The organism is Massilia rhizosphaerae (genome assembly GCF_016093545.1).
Taxonomy (GTDB): Bacteria; Pseudomonadota; Gammaproteobacteria; order Burkholderiales; family Burkholderiaceae_D; genus Telluria; species Telluria rhizosphaerae.
The window spans coordinates 88,850-105,723 of sequence record NZ_JADKYX010000021.1; the positions used below are offsets into that span (position 1 = coordinate 88,850).

The 16,874-nt window shown below is 67.6% G+C and carries 18 protein-coding genes; 16 read left to right on the top strand and 2 right to left on the bottom strand.

Translation table 11 applies throughout. From position 1 onward, the window contains the following. Positions 1 to 23: 23 nt before the first annotated feature. The 8 genes from lpxD to ISF28_RS24910 all read left to right on the top strand — a co-directional run bounded on the left by lpxD (position 24) and on the right by ISF28_RS24910 (position 7,070). Positions 24 to 1,082 (top strand): UDP-3-O-(3-hydroxymyristoyl)glucosamine N-acyltransferase, encoded by a 1,059-nt coding sequence (gene lpxD / locus ISF28_RS24875; RefSeq protein ID WP_198119862.1) that lies wholly within the window; start codon positions 24 to 26, stop codon positions 1,080 to 1,082. Further along, a complete protein-coding gene (gene fabZ, locus ISF28_RS24880) occupies positions 1,079 to 1,555 on the top strand; it encodes a 3-hydroxyacyl-ACP dehydratase FabZ (protein ID WP_198119863.1) in 477 nt (158 codons plus the stop codon). The genes lpxD and fabZ overlap by 4 nt, the downstream gene beginning before the upstream one ends. Beyond that, on the top strand, positions 1,555 to 2,343 hold the full coding sequence (lpxA, locus tag ISF28_RS24885; protein ID WP_198119864.1) for an acyl-ACP--UDP-N-acetylglucosamine O-acyltransferase: 789 nt from the start codon (positions 1,555 to 1,557) through the stop codon (positions 2,341 to 2,343). Before fabZ ends, lpxA begins: the two co-directional genes overlap by 1 nt. Then, positions 2,327 to 3,499: a lipid-A-disaccharide synthase gene (lpxB, locus tag ISF28_RS24890; protein WP_198119865.1), complete on the top strand. Its 1,173-nt coding sequence runs from the start codon at positions 2,327 to 2,329 to the stop codon at positions 3,497 to 3,499. Before lpxA ends, lpxB begins: the two co-directional genes overlap by 17 nt. Positions 3,500 to 3,504: 5 nt before the next feature. Beyond that, positions 3,505 to 4,164: a ribonuclease HII gene (rnhB, locus tag ISF28_RS24895; protein WP_198119866.1), complete on the top strand. Its 660-nt coding sequence runs from the start codon at positions 3,505 to 3,507 to the stop codon at positions 4,162 to 4,164. Next, positions 4,161 to 4,949, top strand: a complete 789-nt coding sequence (locus ISF28_RS24900; protein ID WP_198119867.1) for a TrmH family RNA methyltransferase — start codon at positions 4,161 to 4,163, stop codon at positions 4,947 to 4,949. Before rnhB ends, ISF28_RS24900 begins: the two co-directional genes overlap by 4 nt. A 75-nt stretch (positions 4,950 to 5,024) precedes the next feature. Continuing rightward, positions 5,025 to 6,215: an EAL domain-containing response regulator gene (locus tag ISF28_RS24905; protein ID WP_229519364.1), complete on the top strand. Its 1,191-nt coding sequence runs from the start codon at positions 5,025 to 5,027 to the stop codon at positions 6,213 to 6,215. Continuing rightward, on the top strand, positions 6,216 to 7,070 hold the full coding sequence (locus ISF28_RS24910; RefSeq protein ID WP_198119869.1) for a DUF2071 domain-containing protein: 855 nt from the start codon (positions 6,216 to 6,218) through the stop codon (positions 7,068 to 7,070). A 49-nt stretch (positions 7,071 to 7,119) separates the two neighbouring features. On the opposite strand, the gene ppsR is transcribed toward ISF28_RS24910, so the two are convergent. Next, complete coding sequence (gene ppsR, locus ISF28_RS24915; RefSeq protein WP_198119870.1) at positions 7,120 to 7,968, bottom strand: posphoenolpyruvate synthetase regulatory kinase/phosphorylase PpsR; 849 nt, start codon at positions 7,966 to 7,968, stop codon at positions 7,120 to 7,122. 380 nt (positions 7,969 to 8,348) lie between these two features. On the opposite strand from ppsR, the gene ppsA reads away from it, so the two are divergent. Further along, the gene (gene ppsA / locus ISF28_RS24920; RefSeq protein WP_229519370.1) at positions 8,349 to 10,706 is read left to right on the top strand and encodes a phosphoenolpyruvate synthase; all 2,358 of its coding nucleotides are present in this window, start codon (positions 8,349 to 8,351) and stop codon (positions 10,704 to 10,706) included. Positions 10,707 to 10,791: 85 nt separating this feature from the next. On the opposite strand, the gene ISF28_RS24925 is transcribed toward ppsA, so the two are convergent. After that, the gene (locus tag ISF28_RS24925) at positions 10,792 to 11,748 is read right to left on the bottom strand and encodes a tetratricopeptide repeat protein (protein ID WP_198119872.1); all 957 of its coding nucleotides are present in this window, start codon (positions 11,746 to 11,748) and stop codon (positions 10,792 to 10,794) included. Between the two features lie 270 nt (positions 11,749 to 12,018). Here ISF28_RS24925 and ISF28_RS24930 point away from each other — a divergent pair, with 270 nt between their 5' ends. The 7 genes from ISF28_RS24930 to ISF28_RS24960 all read left to right on the top strand — a co-directional run bounded on the left by ISF28_RS24930 (position 12,019) and on the right by ISF28_RS24960 (position 16,799). Continuing rightward, positions 12,019 to 12,384 (top strand): hypothetical protein, encoded by a 366-nt coding sequence (locus ISF28_RS24930; RefSeq protein ID WP_198119873.1) that lies wholly within the window; start codon positions 12,019 to 12,021, stop codon positions 12,382 to 12,384. A gap of 55 nt (positions 12,385 to 12,439) precedes the next feature. Beyond that, positions 12,440 to 12,862, top strand: coding sequence for an NfeD family protein (locus ISF28_RS24935; protein WP_198119874.1), 423 nt, complete (start codon positions 12,440 to 12,442; stop codon positions 12,860 to 12,862). Continuing rightward, the gene (locus ISF28_RS24940; RefSeq protein ID WP_198119875.1) at positions 12,859 to 13,230 is read left to right on the top strand and encodes a hypothetical protein; all 372 of its coding nucleotides are present in this window, start codon (positions 12,859 to 12,861) and stop codon (positions 13,228 to 13,230) included. Before ISF28_RS24935 ends, ISF28_RS24940 begins: the two co-directional genes overlap by 4 nt. Before the next feature lie 27 nt (positions 13,231 to 13,257). Continuing rightward, a complete protein-coding gene (locus ISF28_RS24945) occupies positions 13,258 to 14,181 on the top strand; it encodes an SPFH domain-containing protein (RefSeq protein WP_198119876.1) in 924 nt (307 codons plus the stop codon). 110 nt (positions 14,182 to 14,291) lie between these two features. Further along, positions 14,292 to 14,642: a hypothetical protein gene (locus tag ISF28_RS24950; protein WP_198119877.1), complete on the top strand. Its 351-nt coding sequence runs from the start codon at positions 14,292 to 14,294 to the stop codon at positions 14,640 to 14,642. Positions 14,643 to 14,741: 99 nt separating this feature from the next. Continuing rightward, positions 14,742 to 15,428: a signal peptidase I gene (lepB, locus tag ISF28_RS24955; protein WP_198119878.1), complete on the top strand. Its 687-nt coding sequence runs from the start codon at positions 14,742 to 14,744 to the stop codon at positions 15,426 to 15,428. Between the two features lie 174 nt (positions 15,429 to 15,602). Next, positions 15,603 to 16,799, top strand: coding sequence for a multidrug effflux MFS transporter (locus ISF28_RS24960; RefSeq protein WP_198119879.1), 1,197 nt, complete (start codon positions 15,603 to 15,605; stop codon positions 16,797 to 16,799). Positions 16,800 to 16,874 lie beyond the last annotated feature (75 nt).

Genomic DNA, 16,874 nt, shown 5'->3' on the forward strand with positions numbered 1-16,874 from the left:
ACTTCTTTTACGGAACGACCACGATGGGCACTCGACTGGGTGATTTGGTCGAACGCTTCGGTGGGCAGTTGGTGGGTGACCCGAACCTCGAGGTTCAGGGCATCGCGCCGCTCGACAGCGCCGGCGATTCGCACATCAGTTTTCTCAGCAACAGCAAATTGCGCGCGCTGGCCGCACAGAGCCGGGCGGCGGCGCTGATCGTCTCGCCGCTGGACGACGCCACCGTCGCCACGACCTATGCCGGCGCACGCATCGTCACCACCAACCCTTACGCCTATTTCGCCCGCGCCGCCCAGTATTTCGTGGCGCAGGACGAATTCGTCCCGCCGGCCGGCATCCACCCGAGCGCCGTCGTGCACGACACGGCGCGCATCGACCCGACGGCCCACGTCGGCCCGAACGTGACGGTGGAAGCGGGCGCCGTGATCCGCGCGCGCGTCCGCATCGACGCCGGCTGCTTCGTCGGCCGCGACGCCGAGATCGGCGAAGAGACGCACCTGTTCGCGAACGTGACCTTCCACGAGCGCTGCAGGATCGGCAAGCGCGGCATCCTGCATTCGGGGGCCGTGATCGGCACCGACGGTTTCGGCTTCGCGCGCGAGAACGGCGTGTACATCAAGATCCCGCAGACGGGCCGCGTGCTGATGGGCGACGACGTCGACGTCGGCGCCAACACGACCATCGACCGCGGCGCCCTGGACGACACGGTCATCGAGGACGGCGTGAAGCTGGACAACCAGATCCAGATCGGCCACAACTGCCGCATCGGCGCGAACACGGCAATGGCCGGCTGCGTGGGGGTAGCCGGCAGCGCCAGGATCGGCAAGAATTGCACGTTCGGCGGCGCGGCCATGGTGCTGGGGCACCTGGAAATCGCGGACAACGTCCATATCTCCTCCGGCAGCATGGTGTCGCGTTCCGTGCTGGAGCCGGGGCAGTACACGGGTTTTTATCCGCTGGCCAAGAACGCCGAATGGGAAAAGAGCGCCGCCATCGTGCGCAACCTGTCCGCGCTGCGCGAGAAGATGCGCAGCCTGGAAAAACAGATCAAACAACTGACGGAAGCACCAGAACAAAAATGACGAACGAAGCTACGACGAAGACCCTGGGGATCAACGAGATCAAGGAATACCTGCCGCACCGCTATCCGATGCTGCTGGTCGACCGCGTGGTCGACTACGAGATCGGCAAGACGATCACCGCCATCAAGAACGTGACCGCCAACGAGGAATTCTTCAACGGTCACTTCCCGCACAAGCCGGTCATGCCGGGCGTCCTGATGATCGAGGCGCTGGCGCAGACGGCCGCGATCCTGTCGTTCATGACCATGAACGTCAAGCCGGACGAGAACTCGGTCGTGTACTTCGTCGGCATCGACAATGCGCGCTTCAAGCGCCCCGTCGAGCCGGGCGACCAGCTCAAGATGGACATCGAGATCCTGCGCACCTCGCGCGGCATCTGGAAGTACAAGGCGGTCGCCAGCGTCGACGGCAAGGTCGCCGTCGAGGCGGAACTGATGTGCACCATCAGGGCGAACGAAAAGGCAGGGCAGTGATGAGCAAGGTCCACCCGAGCGCGATCGTCGATCCGAAGGCGGAGCTGGACAGCGCCGTCGAGATCGGCCCGTACTCCATCATCGGGCCGGACGTGCGCATCGGCGCCGGCACGGTCGTCGGGCCGCACGTGGTCATCGAGGGCCACACGACGATCGGCCGCGACAACCGCATCTTCCAGTTCGCGTCGCTGGGCGCCGCCCCGCAGGACAAGAAGTGGGCCGGCGAACCGACGCGCCTGGAAATCGGCGACCGCAACACGATCCGCGAATTCTGCACGTTCAACCTCGGCACCGCGCAGGACGCGGGCGTCACGCGCCTGGGCGACGACAACTGGATGTCGGCGTACACGCACCTGGCGCACGACTGCCAGGTCGGCAGCAACACGGTCTTCTCGAACAACGCGCAGCTCGCGGGCCACGTGCACGTGGGCGATTGGGCGATCCTGTCCGGCTACTGCGGCGTGCACCAGTTCTGCAAGATCGGCGCCCACGCGTTCATCGGCATGTACACGAGCCTCACGCAGGACGTGCCGCCGTTCGTCCTCGTCTCCGGCAACCCGGCCGAGGCGCACGGCGTGAACATCGAAGGCCTCAAGCGCCGCGGCTTCTCGCGCGAAGCGATCAACGGCATCCGCGCCGCCTACAAGCACCTCTACCGCGCCGGCCTCACGCTGGAAGAAGCGAAGACCAGGCTGGCGGAAGAAGAAGACGCCGGCGGCGAGGCCGCGCCGCACATCCGCGCGATGCGCGCATTCCTCGACAACGCGAGCCGTGGCATCGTCCGCTGACGTACGCGTGGGCGGAACGTCGCTGGCCCTCGTGGCCGGCGAAGTGTCCGGCGACCTGCTGGCCGCGCGCCTGATGGCGGGCCTGAAGCCGCACCTGCCGGACGTCTCGTTTTCCGGCATCGGCGGCCCGCGCATGCTGGAGCAGGGGCTCGTGTCCGACGTCCCGATGGACACGCTCACCGTGCGCGGCCTGTTGCCGGTGCTGCTGCGCTACCGCGAACTGAAGGGCATCCAGAACCGCCTGCGCGACCGCCTGCTGGCCGAACGTCCCGCCGCCTTCATCGGCGCCGACTACCCCGGCTTCAACCTCGGACTGGAAGAGCAACTGCGCGCGGCCGGCATCCCGACCGTGCACTTCGTCGGGCCGCAGATCTGGGCGTGGCGCGGTGGCCGCATCAAGAAGATCCAGCGCGCCGTATCGCACATGCTCGTGATCTTCCCGTTCGAGGAAGCGATCTACCGGCAGGCCGGCGTGCCCGTCACCTACATCGGCCATCCGCTGGCGGAGACGATCCCGCTGGTGCCCGACGTGGCCGCCGCGCGGCGCCGGCTCGGCCTGCCCGAGGATGCGCGCGTGGTGACCGTCATGCCGGGCAGCCGGATGTCGGAGATCAAGTACCTGACCGAGCCGTACGTCCGCGCCGTGCAACTGCTGGCGGCGCGCGATCCGTCGGTCCGGTTCATCGCGCCGATGGCGGGCGCGCGCCAGAAGGCGTATTTTATGGAGCTGGTGGCGAAAGCCGGCCTGCAGGACGTTCCGCTGCAGCTCGTCGACGGCGAGTCGCACGCGTGCATCGCGGCGGCCGACGCCGTGCTGGCGGCGTCCGGCACGGCCACCCTGGAGGTGGCGCTGTTCAAGAAGCCGATGGTGATCGCGTACAAGGTGCTGCAAGCCGAATGGCTGCTGATCCGGAACATGGGATACCTGCCGTGGATCGGCCTGCCGAACATCCTGGCGCGCGAGTTCGTCGTGCCGGAATTCCTGCAGCACGCGGCCACGCCGCAGGCGCTGGCGGACGCCGTCTGGTTCCAGTTGACGGACGAGAACAACCGGGCGAAGCTGACCGAGCGCTTCACCGGGATGCACCACAGCCTGCTGCGCGATTCCGCGCGCGAAAGCGCCCGCGCCGTGCTGCAGGTGATAGGCAAGGCATGAGAAACATGAGAAAAAAGGCGGTCGATTTCTACCCCGGCCTGCCGCGCAAGGACCGGCCGTTCACCCTGGACGACGTCGTCTGCGGCGTGGACGAGGCCGGGCGCGGCCCGCTGGCCGGACCCGTGTTCGCGGCGGCCGTGATCCTCGATCCGAAGCGTCCGATCGAAGGCTTGCGCGACTCGAAAAAGCTGACGGAGGCGCGGCGCGACGAACTGGCGCCGCTGATCAAGGAACACGCGCTGGCATGGGCCATCGCGGAATGCTCGCATGCCGAGATCGACACGCTGAACATCCTGCAGGCGACGATGCTGGCGATGCGCCGCGCCGTCGAACAGCTCGGGACCGTGCCGACCATCGCCCTCATCGACGGCAACCGTTGCCCGCCGCTGGCAGCGCACATCCGCGCGCATGCGGTGGTGGAGGGCGACGACAAGGTCCACGCCATCTCGGCCGCGTCCATCCTCGCGAAGACGGCGCGCGACGCGGCGCTCGTCGCCCTGCACGCGACCTATCCGCAGTATGCCTTCGACCAGCACAAGGGCTATTCGACGGCGCTGCACCTGGCGCGCCTGCGCGAACATGGTCCCAGCCCGGTGCACCGGCGCAGCTTCGCCCCTGTCCGTGCGCTCATCGAACCCGACTTGTTCGGAGAGCTGCCGGCATGAAGAGCATCACCTCGCGCGACAACCCGTTTTACAAGGAACTGAAACACCTCGCGGGCAGCAGCCAGGCGCTGCGCAAGGCGGGGCGTGCGCTGCTGGACGGCGTCCACCTGTGCCAGACGTATCTCGACCTTGTCGGGCAGCCCGTGCACTGCATCGTCTCCGAGGGCGCGCTGACGAATCCCGAAGTGGCGGCCATCGTCGCGCGCGTGCACGCGAGCACCACGTCGTTGCCGGACGCGCTGTTCGGCGCGCTGTCCCAGGTCGAACACGGCATCCATTTGCTGTTCCTCGTCGAGACGCCGCGTCCCGTGCCACCGCAAGCGCTGTCCGTATCGGCCGTGCTGCTGGACGGCGTGCAGGACCCGGGCAACGCCGGCTCGATCCTGCGCAGCGCCGGCGCGGCCGGCATCAAGCAGGTGTATTGCAGCCCCGGCACCGCATCGATCTGGTCGCCGAAAGTGCTGCGCGCCGCGATGGGCGCCCATTTCGTGCTGGAGATCTTCGAGCACGTCGACCTGGCGGCGCTGGTCCGCGCCGCGCGCGTGCCCGTGCTCGCCACGAGCGGCTATGCGAGCGAGCGGATCTACGACGTGGATCTCGCCCGCCCCGTCGCCTGGCTGCTGGGCCACGAAGGGCAGGGCGTGTCGGCCGCCTTGCTCGACCTGGCCACGCACCGCGTCGCCATCCCCCACGCGGGCGCCGTGGAATCGCTGAACGTGGCCGCCTGCGCGGCGGTGTGCTTCTTCGAACAGCTCAGGCAGCAACAGCGGCATACCAAGGCATAGACGCCATCCGCCCGTTCGGTTACGCTTCGTGCAGGTAACGACGGAGTCACAATGGTGGATACAAGGCAAGCGCAGTTGCAGTCTTTGCACTTTCTGGTCGCGGAAGCGGACCCGGTGCAGCGCCGCGCGCTGATCGAGGCGCTCGGCCAGGTGGGCGCCACGCGCGTCACGGACGTGCCGGACGGCCCGATGGCCTTGCGCACCTTGCAGGCCAGCTTCACGCCCAGGGTGGACGTCGCCGTCATCGACCTCGACCTGGGCGGCATGGATGGCCTGGAACTGCTGCGCGCGATCGCCGCGCTCAAGTCGACCGTGCGCCTGATCGTCGTCGGCGCCCAGCCCGCGAGCGTGCTGTTTTCCGTCGAGAGCCTCGCGCAGGCGCATGGCGTGGACCTGCTGGGGACGATCGCCAAGCCCGTCACGAGCACCAAGCTCAAGGCCCTGCTGGACAATTACCAGGCGCCGGCACGGCCGCCGGCGCCCGCGCCCGGGCCGAGTTTTTCGTTCGCCGAGGTGGGCGTCGGCCTGCAGAAGCGCCAGTTCGAACCGTTCTTCCAGCCGAAGATCGAGCTCGCGACGGGGCAGGTCAAGAGCCTGGAGACGTTCGCCCGCTGGCGCCATCCCGAGCACGGCGTGCTGGGCCCCTGCGCCTTCATCGGGGCGCTGGAGCAGAACAACCGCGTCGACTTCCTCGACTGGACGATGCTGGAGATGTCGGTGGAACGCTGCCGCCGTTACCACGACCAGGGCATCCCGATCTCGATCTCGCTGAACCTGGCGCCGGAAACGCTGGCGCACCCGCACTTCATCCGCCAGGTGGCGTCGACGATGCAGCGCCACGGCGTGCTGCCCGACTACCTGACGTTCGAGATGACGGAATCGGCGATCCTCAGCTTCGACGCCGACTTCATCGAACGCCTCGTGCGCCTGCGCATGATGGGCTTCGGCCTCGCGATCGACGACTACGGCACGGGACGCTCGAACCTGCAGATCCTCGCGCGCATTCCGTTCTCCGAACTCAAGATCGACCGGTCGTTCGTGGACGGCGCGTCGAAGAAGCGGCCGCTGGGGACCGTGCTGAAATCGTGCCTGGGGCTGGCGCACAGCCTGGACCGCATGTCCGTCGCCGTCGGCGTGGAGACGCGGCAGGATTGGGATTTCCTGCAGGGGCTCGGGTGCACGTATGCGCAGGGGTATCACATCGCCAATCCGATGGCGGCGGACGAATTCCCGGGGTGGCTCGAAGACTGGCGGCACTTCTTCTGAATGTACCGCCATCCGTATCCCGGCCGCGCGGGGCGCGTGCTCGAGCGCCTGCTGAACGCGCGCGGCCTCGCGCGGCTGCGCCACGCGGTGTTGTCGCACCTGCCGTTCCCGGTGCTGCGCAGCGACGTCGCCGACGTCGTCTACGTGACGTGGATGGTGGACGCCCGCGTCGCCGGCGCGCTGCTGCCGGCCGGCCTGCGCGTATGGGAGCGCGGGGGCAGGACGCCGTTCACGGTGCTGACGTACCGGCACGGCCATTTCGGCCCGGCACTGGCGGGGCCGCTGCGGCGCCTGTTTCCGTCGCCGCTGCAGAGCAACTGGCGGCTGTACCTGGACGGCCCCCTGCCGCCCGGCGCGCCGCCGCACACCGTCTGGTTCCTGGAAAACGTGATGGACAGCGGCGCCTACGTCGCGGCCACGCGCCTGTTCAGCGACATCATGCGGACCCACCGGCCCGCCCGGTTCACGCACGGCCGCGCGGGCGCGGGCATCGCGACGCGCATCGAACCCGGCGCGGGCAGTGCGCCCGCTTTCGCGTGCACGGTGGCGCCGGCCGCGCGGCCCGTCCTGCCGCCGGCCTTCGCCGCCGCGTTCGGGTCGTGGGACGACGCGGTGGCAATGCTGGCCTGCCAGGACGCCGCGTTGGGGTGGTCGGCGCGGTTCGGGAAGCCGGTGCTGTCCCACATCGACTTGCCGATCCCGCTCGACGCCGTGCGGCCGCTGGCGCCGGCGGAGCCCGTCGCGTGCGCGCTGGCGCATACGCTGGCGCATACGCTGGCGGCGGCCGGGGAGCCGCTGTGCTTCCTGGTGCCCGGCGTGCCGTTCCGGGTCCTGTCCGAAACCGTGTTGGAGTAGATGCCTCCGTCGGGTCGACGCAGTCCCCGAACGCGTCCCGGCCGGCGAATCAGTACTCGCGCCGCTCCGGCTTGATGTCCTGGAGGATCGTCGTCGCGATCTCCTCGATCGACTTGGTCGTCGACGACAGCCAGCGGATGCCTTCGCGCCGCATCATGGCTTCCGCCTCGTTGACTTCGTAGCGGCAATTTTCCAGCGACGCGTACTTGCTCCCCGCGCGGCGCTCGTTGCGGATCTCGGACAGGCGTTCCGGCGAGATCGTGAGGCCGAAGATCTTGTGCTTGAACGGCGGCAGCGCGGAGGGCAGCTTGTTGCGTTCGAAATCGTCCGGGATCAGCGGGTAGTTGGCCGCCTTGATCCCGTATTGCATCGCCAGGTACAGGCTCGTCGGCGTCTTGCCCGAGCGCGACACGCCCACGAGGATCACGTCCGCGTCGGCCAGGTTCTTGTGCGATTGGCCGTCGTCGTGCGCCAGCGAGAAGTTGATGGCCTCGATGCGGTTCTTGTATTCCTCGGTGTCGACGACGTTGTGGATGCGGCCGATGGTGTGCGTCGACTTCATCCGCAATTCCTGCTCGAGCGGGGCGACGAACGTCTGGAACAGGTCCATGTGCATGCCCTGCGCGGCGCGGATGACGGCCGACAGGTCGTGCTTGACGAGGGTGGAGAACACGATCGGGCGCTGGTTGTCGGAGATCGCCACGTCGTTGATGCGGCGGGCGGCTTCGTAGGCTTTTTCGATCGTATCGATGAACGGCAGGCGGATTTGCCGGAAGCGCGTCTCGAACTGGCTCAGCACCGCGTGGCCGAAGGTTTCCGCCGTGATGCCGGTGCCGTCCGACACGAAGAAAACGGTGCGCGCGGCGTCGGGATTGGCTGAGGTGCTCGGGAGGGACATGATGGTTTTTTTGGACAGATAATGACAAAGTTGCAGCCCCGGGGCTGTGAAACCCAGTCGCACGGGGTAAAATGCTCGGCAACGGGTAGTTCAGATTGTGCTGTACGACGCCAAGAATAACAAGAAATCCCCCGGAAACCGACCCGCCTGCCGCGCGAAGCCGGCCAGGAGCGCACGTGTGTTCGCACGGCTGCGCCCGGCCCGCCGCCGCTGCCTCGCCAGGCGCGTCTCCCCTCCGGCCGTCGGCCAATCCGCCGTGCAGATTTCCATCATCAAAAAGGTGTTTTACCATGACTAACCTGTCGAATGCAGTACTGAAGGCGCCCGATCCAGCGGCGGCCGACGCAAGCGTCTACGTGGCGTCGTTCGAAAACCTGCGCATGACCGACGTCGAGTCGGTCGGCGGCAAGAACGCGTCGCTGGGCGAGATGATCAGCCAGCTGGCCGAGGCCGGCGTGCGCGTGCCGGGCGGCTTCGCCACCACGGCGCAAGCCTTCCGCGACTTCCTGAACCACTCGATCGACGGCGGCGCCTCCCTCGGCGACCGTATCGCCACGCGCCTGGAAGGCTTGGACATCGACGACGTGCGGTCGCTGGCGGCGGCCGGCGCGGAAATCCGCCAGTGGATCGTCGACACCCCGTTCCAGCCGCGCCTGGAGCAGGAAATCCGCAGCTTCTACGACCGCCTCGTCGCCGATTCGGACACCGAAGTGTCGTTCGCCGTCCGCTCGTCCGCCACGGCGGAAGACTTGCCGGACGCCTCGTTCGCGGGCCAGCAGGAAACGTTCCTGAACGTCGTCGGCATCGACAACGTGCTGGAAGCGATGAAGCACGTGTTCGCGTCGCTGTACAACGACCGCGCCATCTCGTACCGCGTCCACAAGGGCTTCACGCACGCGGAAGTCGCGCTGTCGGCCGGCGTGCAGCGCATGGTCCGCTCCGACACGGGCGCGGCCGGCGTCATGTTCACCATCGACACGGAATCGGGCTTCAAGGACGTCGTGTTCGTCACGTCGAGCTACGGCCTGGGCGAAACTGTCGTGCAGGGCGCCGTCAACCCGGACGAGTTCTATGTGCACAAGCCGATGCTGGAGCAGGGCAAGAAGCCCGTCATCCGCAAGAACATCGGCTCCAAGCTGATCAAGATGGAATTCACGGCCGAGGCGAAGGCCGGTCGCTCGGTGCAGACCGTCGACGTGCCGATCGAGCAGCGCAACCGCTATTCGCTGAGCGACGAGGAAGTCGTCGAGCTGGCGAAATATGCCGTCATCATCGAGAAGCACTACGGCCGCCCGATGGACATCGAGTGGGGCAAGGACGGCCGCGACGGCAAGCTGTACATCTTGCAGGCTCGGCCCGAAACCGTGAAGTCGCAGCAGAAGGCGACGGATTCCCAGCAGCGCTTCAAGCTGAAGGGCACCGGCACCGTGCTGACGTCGGGCCGCGCGATCGGCCAGAAGATCGGCGCCGGTCCGGTCCGCGTCATCACCGACCCGTCCGAAATGGAACGCGTCCAGCCGGGCGATGTGCTGGTCGCCGACATGACGGACCCGAACTGGGAACCGGTCATGAAGCGCGCGTCCGCCATCGTGACGAATCGCGGCGGCCGCACCTGCCACGCGGCGATCATCGCCCGTGAACTGGGCGTGCCGGCCGTCGTCGGCTGCGGCGACGCCACCGAGGCGCTGAAGGACGGCACGTTCGTGACCGTGTCCTGCGCCGAAGGCGACGAGGGCCGGATCTACGACGGCCTGCTGGAAACGGAAGTGACGGAATCCGTGCGCGGCGAACTGCCGAAGATCCCGACCAAGATCATGATGAACGTCGGTAACCCGCAGCTCGCGTTCGACTTCCAGGCGATCCCGAACGGCGGCGTGGGCCTGGCCCGCCTGGAGTTCATCATCAACAACAACATCGGCGTGCACCCGAAGGCGATCCTCGAGTACCCGAACATCGACAACGACCTGAAAAAGGCCGTGGAATCGGTGGCCCGCGGCCACGCGTCGCCGCGCGCGTTCTACGTGGACAAGCTGGCCGAAGGCGTGGCGACCATCGCCGCCGCATTCTGGCCGAAGCCCGTCATCGTGCGCCTGTCCGACTTCAAGTCGAACGAGTACAAGAAGCTGATCGGCGGTTCGCGCTACGAGCCGGACGAGGAAAACCCGATGCTGGGCTTCCGCGGCGCCGCGCGCTACCTAGCGGAGGACTTCGCCGAGTCGTTCGAGATGGAATGCATGGCCATGAAGCGCGTGCGCGACGAGATGGGCCTGACGAACGTCGAGATCATGATCCCGTTCGTGCGCACCCTGGGCCAGGCCGAGAAGGTCATCGACCTCCTGGCGAAGTACGGCCTGAAGCGCGGCGAGAACGGCCTGCGCGTGATCATGATGTGCGAGGTGCCGTCCAATGCCATCCTGGCCGAGCAGTTCCTGCAGTACTTCGACGGCTTCTCGATCGGTTCCAACGACCTCACGCAGCTGACGCTGGGCCTGGACCGCGACTCCGGCATGGAGCTGCTGGCCAAGGACTTCGACGAGCGCGACCCGGCCGTGAAAGCCATGCTGTCCATGGCGATCAAGGCCTGCCGCGCGCAGGGCAAGTACATCGGCATCTGCGGCCAGGGGCCGTCCGACAATCCGGACTTCGCCGTGTGGCTGATGGAGCAGGGCATCGAATCGATGTCGCTGAATCCGGATTCCGTGATCGATACGTGGCAGAAGCTGGCGTCGATGCAGTAACTGGCCGACTAGCCGTAGGGTGGGCACCCTGTGCCCACCAAACTCCGGCGTGACGCGAACGCATGGTGGGCACGGAGTGCCCACCCTACGCTGATGCGTGGACTGTGGCGCCACGCAGCTGCCGGAACGCCCGCTCGAAGTCGTCCAGATGGCGCATGAACGGGGGCGGCGCGAGGGGACGCAGGCGTGCCAGCAACGCCTCGCCCTCGGCCACGCGCGCCGTCTCCAGGCACGCGCGCAGCAGGCTGAAGCCGGCTTGCGGACCGTGCTTGCCCGGTTCGTAGACGGGACCGACCAGCGTGACGACCAGGCCCGCGTGGCCGTGCCGGGCCAGGTCGGCGGCCATCGTCATCAGCGCGCTGCCGTTCACCTCCGCCGCGGCCAGCACGGCCGTGTACTGCTCCCGCGCCGCGGGCAGGTCGCCCGTCTCGAGGTGGTGCCGGGCCAGCAGGAGCCGGGCGCGCCAGCTGTCCGGCAGGGCGCAGGCCGCCTGCAGCGCCTGCAAGAAGCCGGCCTCGCCCGAGCGCTCGCGGCAGACGGCAAGCCAGGCATTCAAGGCAAATTCGAAGTTCGGATCCAGCCGGACGGCGCGTTCCAGCAGGTCGGACGCCGCGGCAGCATCGCGCCGGTCGTGCATCACCTTGGCGAGGTTGGTCAGCAGCGCGGGCGTCTCGCCGACGGCCCGGATGCCGGCGCGCAGCACGGCCTCGGCCTCGTCCAGCCTTCCGCTTTCCAGCAGGACGATGCCATGGGCGACGTGGGCGCGTTCCGGCAAACCGTCGATCTCGACGAGACGCGCCGCCGCCGTCATCAGCTCGCGCGCGAAGCCGTCGGACAGCGCAGACATGATCGTGCCGTACAGCGCGTCCGGCGTGTCCCAGTGCTGCTTGAGTTGCGGATGCAGGACCTTGTCGCGCCACTCCGCCCTCGGCATCATCACCTGCCGGCCGTGTTCGTCGTACGTCGCGATGGCGTCATGCGTCGCGAGGGCCGGGGCGGCCGGTCGGCGGGGGCGGAAAACGGCGAGCAGGCGTCGGAACATGGCGGTCTCCAGGTGGGCAATACAGCGCATTATCGAATTCATTTCCACTTGGAAATTGATCTTCCCCGGTGGCCAGATCGGGGTCCGATCTGGGTCAATACGCGGGCGCCGCAGCATAGCAGCAATAGTTGGCGTATGAACAGCATTATTGACAACGTGTAAAGCAAGTGACCGCCAAGGCCGGCCGTTTATTGCGCACGGAGCAACAAATATTTGACTTGCCTCGAAAAAACGTTACACTTTGGCAAACTTTAGCTTGGGTGGTAATGAATGAAGAAACATTTGACCTTGGTGGTGATCGTTGCCGCCACGATGTGGTCCGGCCTCAGCCGGGCCGAGGAGCCCAGCCTGTGCAAGTCGATGTGCGACGCCGACAAGCACGAGTGCCGCGCGCACGTGCGTTCGCTGGCCGACGAGCACGGTGCGCCCTTCTTGGAAATGAACGAGAAGAATCCGCTGGCGCAGGCCTCGCAGATGGAGGTGCCGACGCCGTCGACGCGCGCGCTCGAGAATGCGGGCACGCAATCGCGCCGGATAAGCCATGCCAGCCAATGCGACGACACCTACCTGCGCTGCACACGCGCCTGCGCGGCGCCGGCGGCGTCCAGCGTGGTCAAGCGGGCGTCCGGCCGTTGACGCCGCGCCCGGACGCAGTAGACTGGCGACACGGCGATCCCACGAGGAGGACACCATGGCTGACTGGATGGGCTGGCTGGTAACGGCCGGCGTGCTCGTGATCCTGGAGCTGTTCACCGGGACGTTTTATCTCTTGATGATCGCCATCGGCCTCGCGATCGGCGGCATCGTCGCGCTGGCCGGCGCGTCGACTCCCGCGCAGGCGATCGCCGCGGCCGTCGTGGGCGTGGTCGCGACGGGCCTGCTGCACCGCTCGCGCTTCGGCCATCCGGCGAAGGCGGACGCGCAGCGCGACCGCAACGTCAATCTCGACATCGGCCAGCGCGTGACCGTGCCGGCCTGGGAGCACGGCCGCGCGCGCGTGATGTACCGCGGCGCGCTGTGGGACGTCGAACTGACGCCGGGCGTCGCGCCGCATGCGGGCGAGTTCCGCATCGTCGAAGTGCACGGCAGCCGCCTCGTTGTGGCGAATCCATGAAGACGGCGCACATCCTCGTCCTGCTGGTGGCGGTGACGCTCGTGGCCGGCGTCGTCGACGCCCACGACATGGCGCTGCACGTCCAGTCCAATGGCTGGGCGGTGCTGTCCACGCTGATGTTCAGCTTCCTGAGCTTCTGCTGGTATCGCCTCGACAGCGAGGCGCGCCAGTACCGGCGCACGCGCTGGCTCAGCATCGGCGTCGTCATGCTGGCGATCGTCGCCGTCCCGTACTACCTCGTGCGCAGCCGCCCGGCCGGCCAGAAGGGCCGCGCCCTGTTGCGGCTCGCCGGCTTTTGCGTGCTGCTGGCCGTCGCCGGCACGGCCGGCGGCCTCGTCTACGACTGGCTGGCACCGGCCGCCGCCTGATCCCGTCCATCCATCGAAAGGAAGACCATGGCATTCTCGTTCGGAACCTTCGCGCTGGTGATCTTCATCATCGCCCTGGTATTCGTTTTCAAGACCATCAACGTCGTGCCGCAGCAGCATGCCTGGGTCGTCGAGCGGCTCGGCAAATACCACGCCACCCTGGCGCCGGGCCTGAACATCGTCGTGCCGTTCATCGACCGCATCGCGTACAAGCACATTCTCAAGGAGATCCCGCTCGACGTGCCGCCGCAGGTCTGCATCACCAAGGACAACACGCAGCTGCAGGTGGACGGCATCCTGTATTTCCAGGTGACGGACGCGATGCGGGCGTCGTACGGCTCGTCCAACTACATCGCCGCCATCACCCAGCTGGCGCAGACGACGCTGCGCTCCGTGGTCGGCCGCATGGAGCTGGACAAGACCTTCGAGGAGCGCGACCACATCAACACGACGGTCGTCAACGCGATCGACGAATCGGCGGCCAACTGGGGCGTCAAGGTGCTGCGCTACGAGATCAAGGACCTCACGCCGCCGGCCGAGATCCTGCACGCGATGCAGCGCCAGATCACGGCCGAGCGCGAGAAGCGTGCGCTGATCGCCGCGTCCGAAGGCCGGCGCCAGGAAGCCATCAACATCGCGACCGGCGAGCGCGAGGCCGCCATCGCGCGCTCGGAAGGCGAGAAGCAGGCCGCCATCAACCGCGCCCAGGGCGAGGCGGCCGCGATCGTCGCGCTGGCCGACGCCAGCGCCAGCGCCTTGCGCCAGGTGGGCGACGCGATCCGCGCGCCGGGCGGCCTCGATGCCGTCAACCTGCGCGTGGCCGAGCACTACGTCGACGCATTCGGCAAGCTGGCCAAGACGAACAATTCGATCATCGTCCCGGCCGACATGGGGGACATGAGCGGCTTGATCGCGTCGGCGCTGGCGATCGTGAAGTCGCAGAAAACGTGAATGTGATGGTGATCAACGGCAACCCCAACGGGTTCCCTAAGCTGACCGGGAACGTCGAAGCGCGCTGACCGGGGCGGGGGCTCCCCCGCCGGCGGCGCATGGGAGCCGCGATGAGTCACCAGCGTGTCGTGTTGTGGATCATGGTCCTGATGGCCGGCACGGGCCTGCTGGACGCCACCGGGGCCGACGCCGCCGCGCAGCTGCACCTCGTGGTGGGCGTCGTCGTCAGCTATCTGTGCTTTCTCTGGTATCGCGGCGACAGCGACGCGCGCGGCTTTCGCAGGCCGTTCTGGCTCAGCGTGGCCGTCGCGGCGTGCGCGGTGGCGACGATCCCTTACTACCTCGTGCGCAGCCGGCGCGACGGCGAGCGCGGGACGGCGTTGATGGCGTACGCCGCCTACCTCGCCGCGGCGGCATTCGCCGTGTGGGTGGGCATGGCCGTCCGCATCGGCCTGGCCTGAACGCCCGGCATGCATACGCACCGTTTAATTCTCTGTTAAGCCTGCATCCGGTCTAGCCGCGTATAACAGCGGCAGAACAACCACGAACAGGGTCCTGAGATGAACAACTGGGTGCGCAACAACAAGGGTTTTCTGGCGTTTCTCGTCCTGTTCGGCGTGTTCCGCACGGCGGTGGCGGACTGGAATCCGATCCCCTCGGCGTCGATGCACCCGAATCTTCTCGAAGGCGACGTCGTGTTCGTGAACCGCCTCGCATTCGATCTCAAGGTCCCGCTCACGAACGTCGTGCTGGCGCACCTGGGCGAACCGCGGCGCGGCGACATCGTCACGTTCCGCTCGCCGCGCGACAACACGCTGCTGATCAAGCGCGTGGCGGCGCTGCCGGGCGACGTCGTCGAGATGCGCAACGAGCGTCTCTTCATCAACGGCCACGGCGCCGACTACCGCGTCGTCGAACAATCGCTCGATTCCGTCGGCGGCGCCGCCACGCGCGCGCTGCAGCTGGCCGAATCGTGGGACGGCAAGACCGCCGAGCCGCGCCACCACATCCAGATCATGCCGGACGTGCTGGCGCCGCGCACCTTCGGCCCCGTCACGGTGCCGCCGGGCGAATACCTGATGTTGGGCGACAACCGCGACAACAGCGCCGATTCGCGCGTGATCGGCCTCGTGCCGCGCAAGCTGCTCGTGGGCCGCGCCGAGCGCGTGCTCGTCTCCGCCGACTACCAGGGCAACTGGATGCCGCGCACGGAGCGCTTCGGCATGTCGCTGTACCGCCAGGACTGATCTTTCCTTCGCGTGCGCGCAGGCGGCACTGGCCGCGCCTGCGTGCCCTCGGTGTTCGCGGGCGCCGCCGCCGGAAAGCGCGGCGGCGCCGGACGACGCCTGTTTTTCCCGCTACAATTTCGTCCTTCGGACGCTCGCATGGTGCAGTGCCGATGTTCCATCCAAGGCATGCATATGCAAAGACTCCTGACCGTCATCCTGGCCTGCCTCGGCATGGTGGGCGCCCTGGCGATCGACACCTACCTGCCGGCCATTCCCGCCATCGGCCGCGCGTTCGACGTGGGGCCGGTCGCCGTGCAGCAGACGCTGTCGGTGTTCCTGTTCACGTTCGCGTTCATGATGCTGTTCTACGGGACGCTGTCCGATTCGTTCGGCCGCCGGCCCGTGATCATGGCCGCGCTGACGGTGTACACGCTGGCGTCCGCGGGTGCCGCGCTGGCGCCCACGTTCGGCGTGCTGCTGCTGTGCCGCGCGCTGCAGGGCATGGCGGCGGGCGCCGGCTCCGTCGTCGGCCAGGCGATCGTGCAGGACCGCTTCACGGGCGCCGACGCCCAGCGCATCATGTCGCACATCATGATGGTGTTCGGCCTCGCGCCCGCCATCGCGCCCGTGCTGGGCGGCTGGTTGTACGTGACGTTCGGCTGGCGCGCGCCGTTCGTCTTCCTCGCGCTGTTCGGCGCCGCGATGCTGCTGGCGACCTGGAAGCTGCTGCCGGAAAGCCTGCCGGTTGACAAGCGCCACGCGTTCCACGGCGTGGCCATCGCGCGCAACTATCTCAAGGTGCTGGGGCATCCGCAGTTCCTGCTGCTGTCGCTGTCCGTGGGCCTGTCGTTCGGCGGCCTGTCGCTGTACATCGGCTCGGCCGCGAACTTCGTGATGGAGATCCTGCACCTGCCGGAGACGGCGTTCGGCTGGATGTTCATCCCCCTGATCAGCGGCATGGTGATCGGCTCCGCGTGGGGCGGCAAACGCGCCGCGCGCATTCCCGCCGCCCGCATGCGCGCGACCGGCTTCGCCATCATGTTGCTCGCCTGCGTGCTGAACGTGGGCTATACGGCGTACGCCGGCGCCGCCGTCGCCGTGCCCTGGGCCGTGCTGCCGCTGATGGTCTACACGTTCGGCCTGGCCCTGGCGATGCCCGCGATCCAGGTGAGCGCGCTCGCCCTGTTCCCGGACAACCGCGGCCTGGCGTCGTCGATGCTGTCGTTCATCCAGATGATGTCGTTCGCGCTCGTCTCCGGCCTCGTGGCGCCGCTGCTGTTCGGCAGCGCGTTCAAGCTCGCGTGCGGCGTGGCGGTCGGCCTCGCGGCCAGCTTTTGCGCGTGCCGGCTGGGCAATGCGATGGCGCGGGGCGGGGTGGCGGCGGCCTGACGCGCAACCGGCCGTCCGAACCTTGCCAAACTGTAATTCGCCAGATGACGTCCATGAACATAATAATGCTCTTTA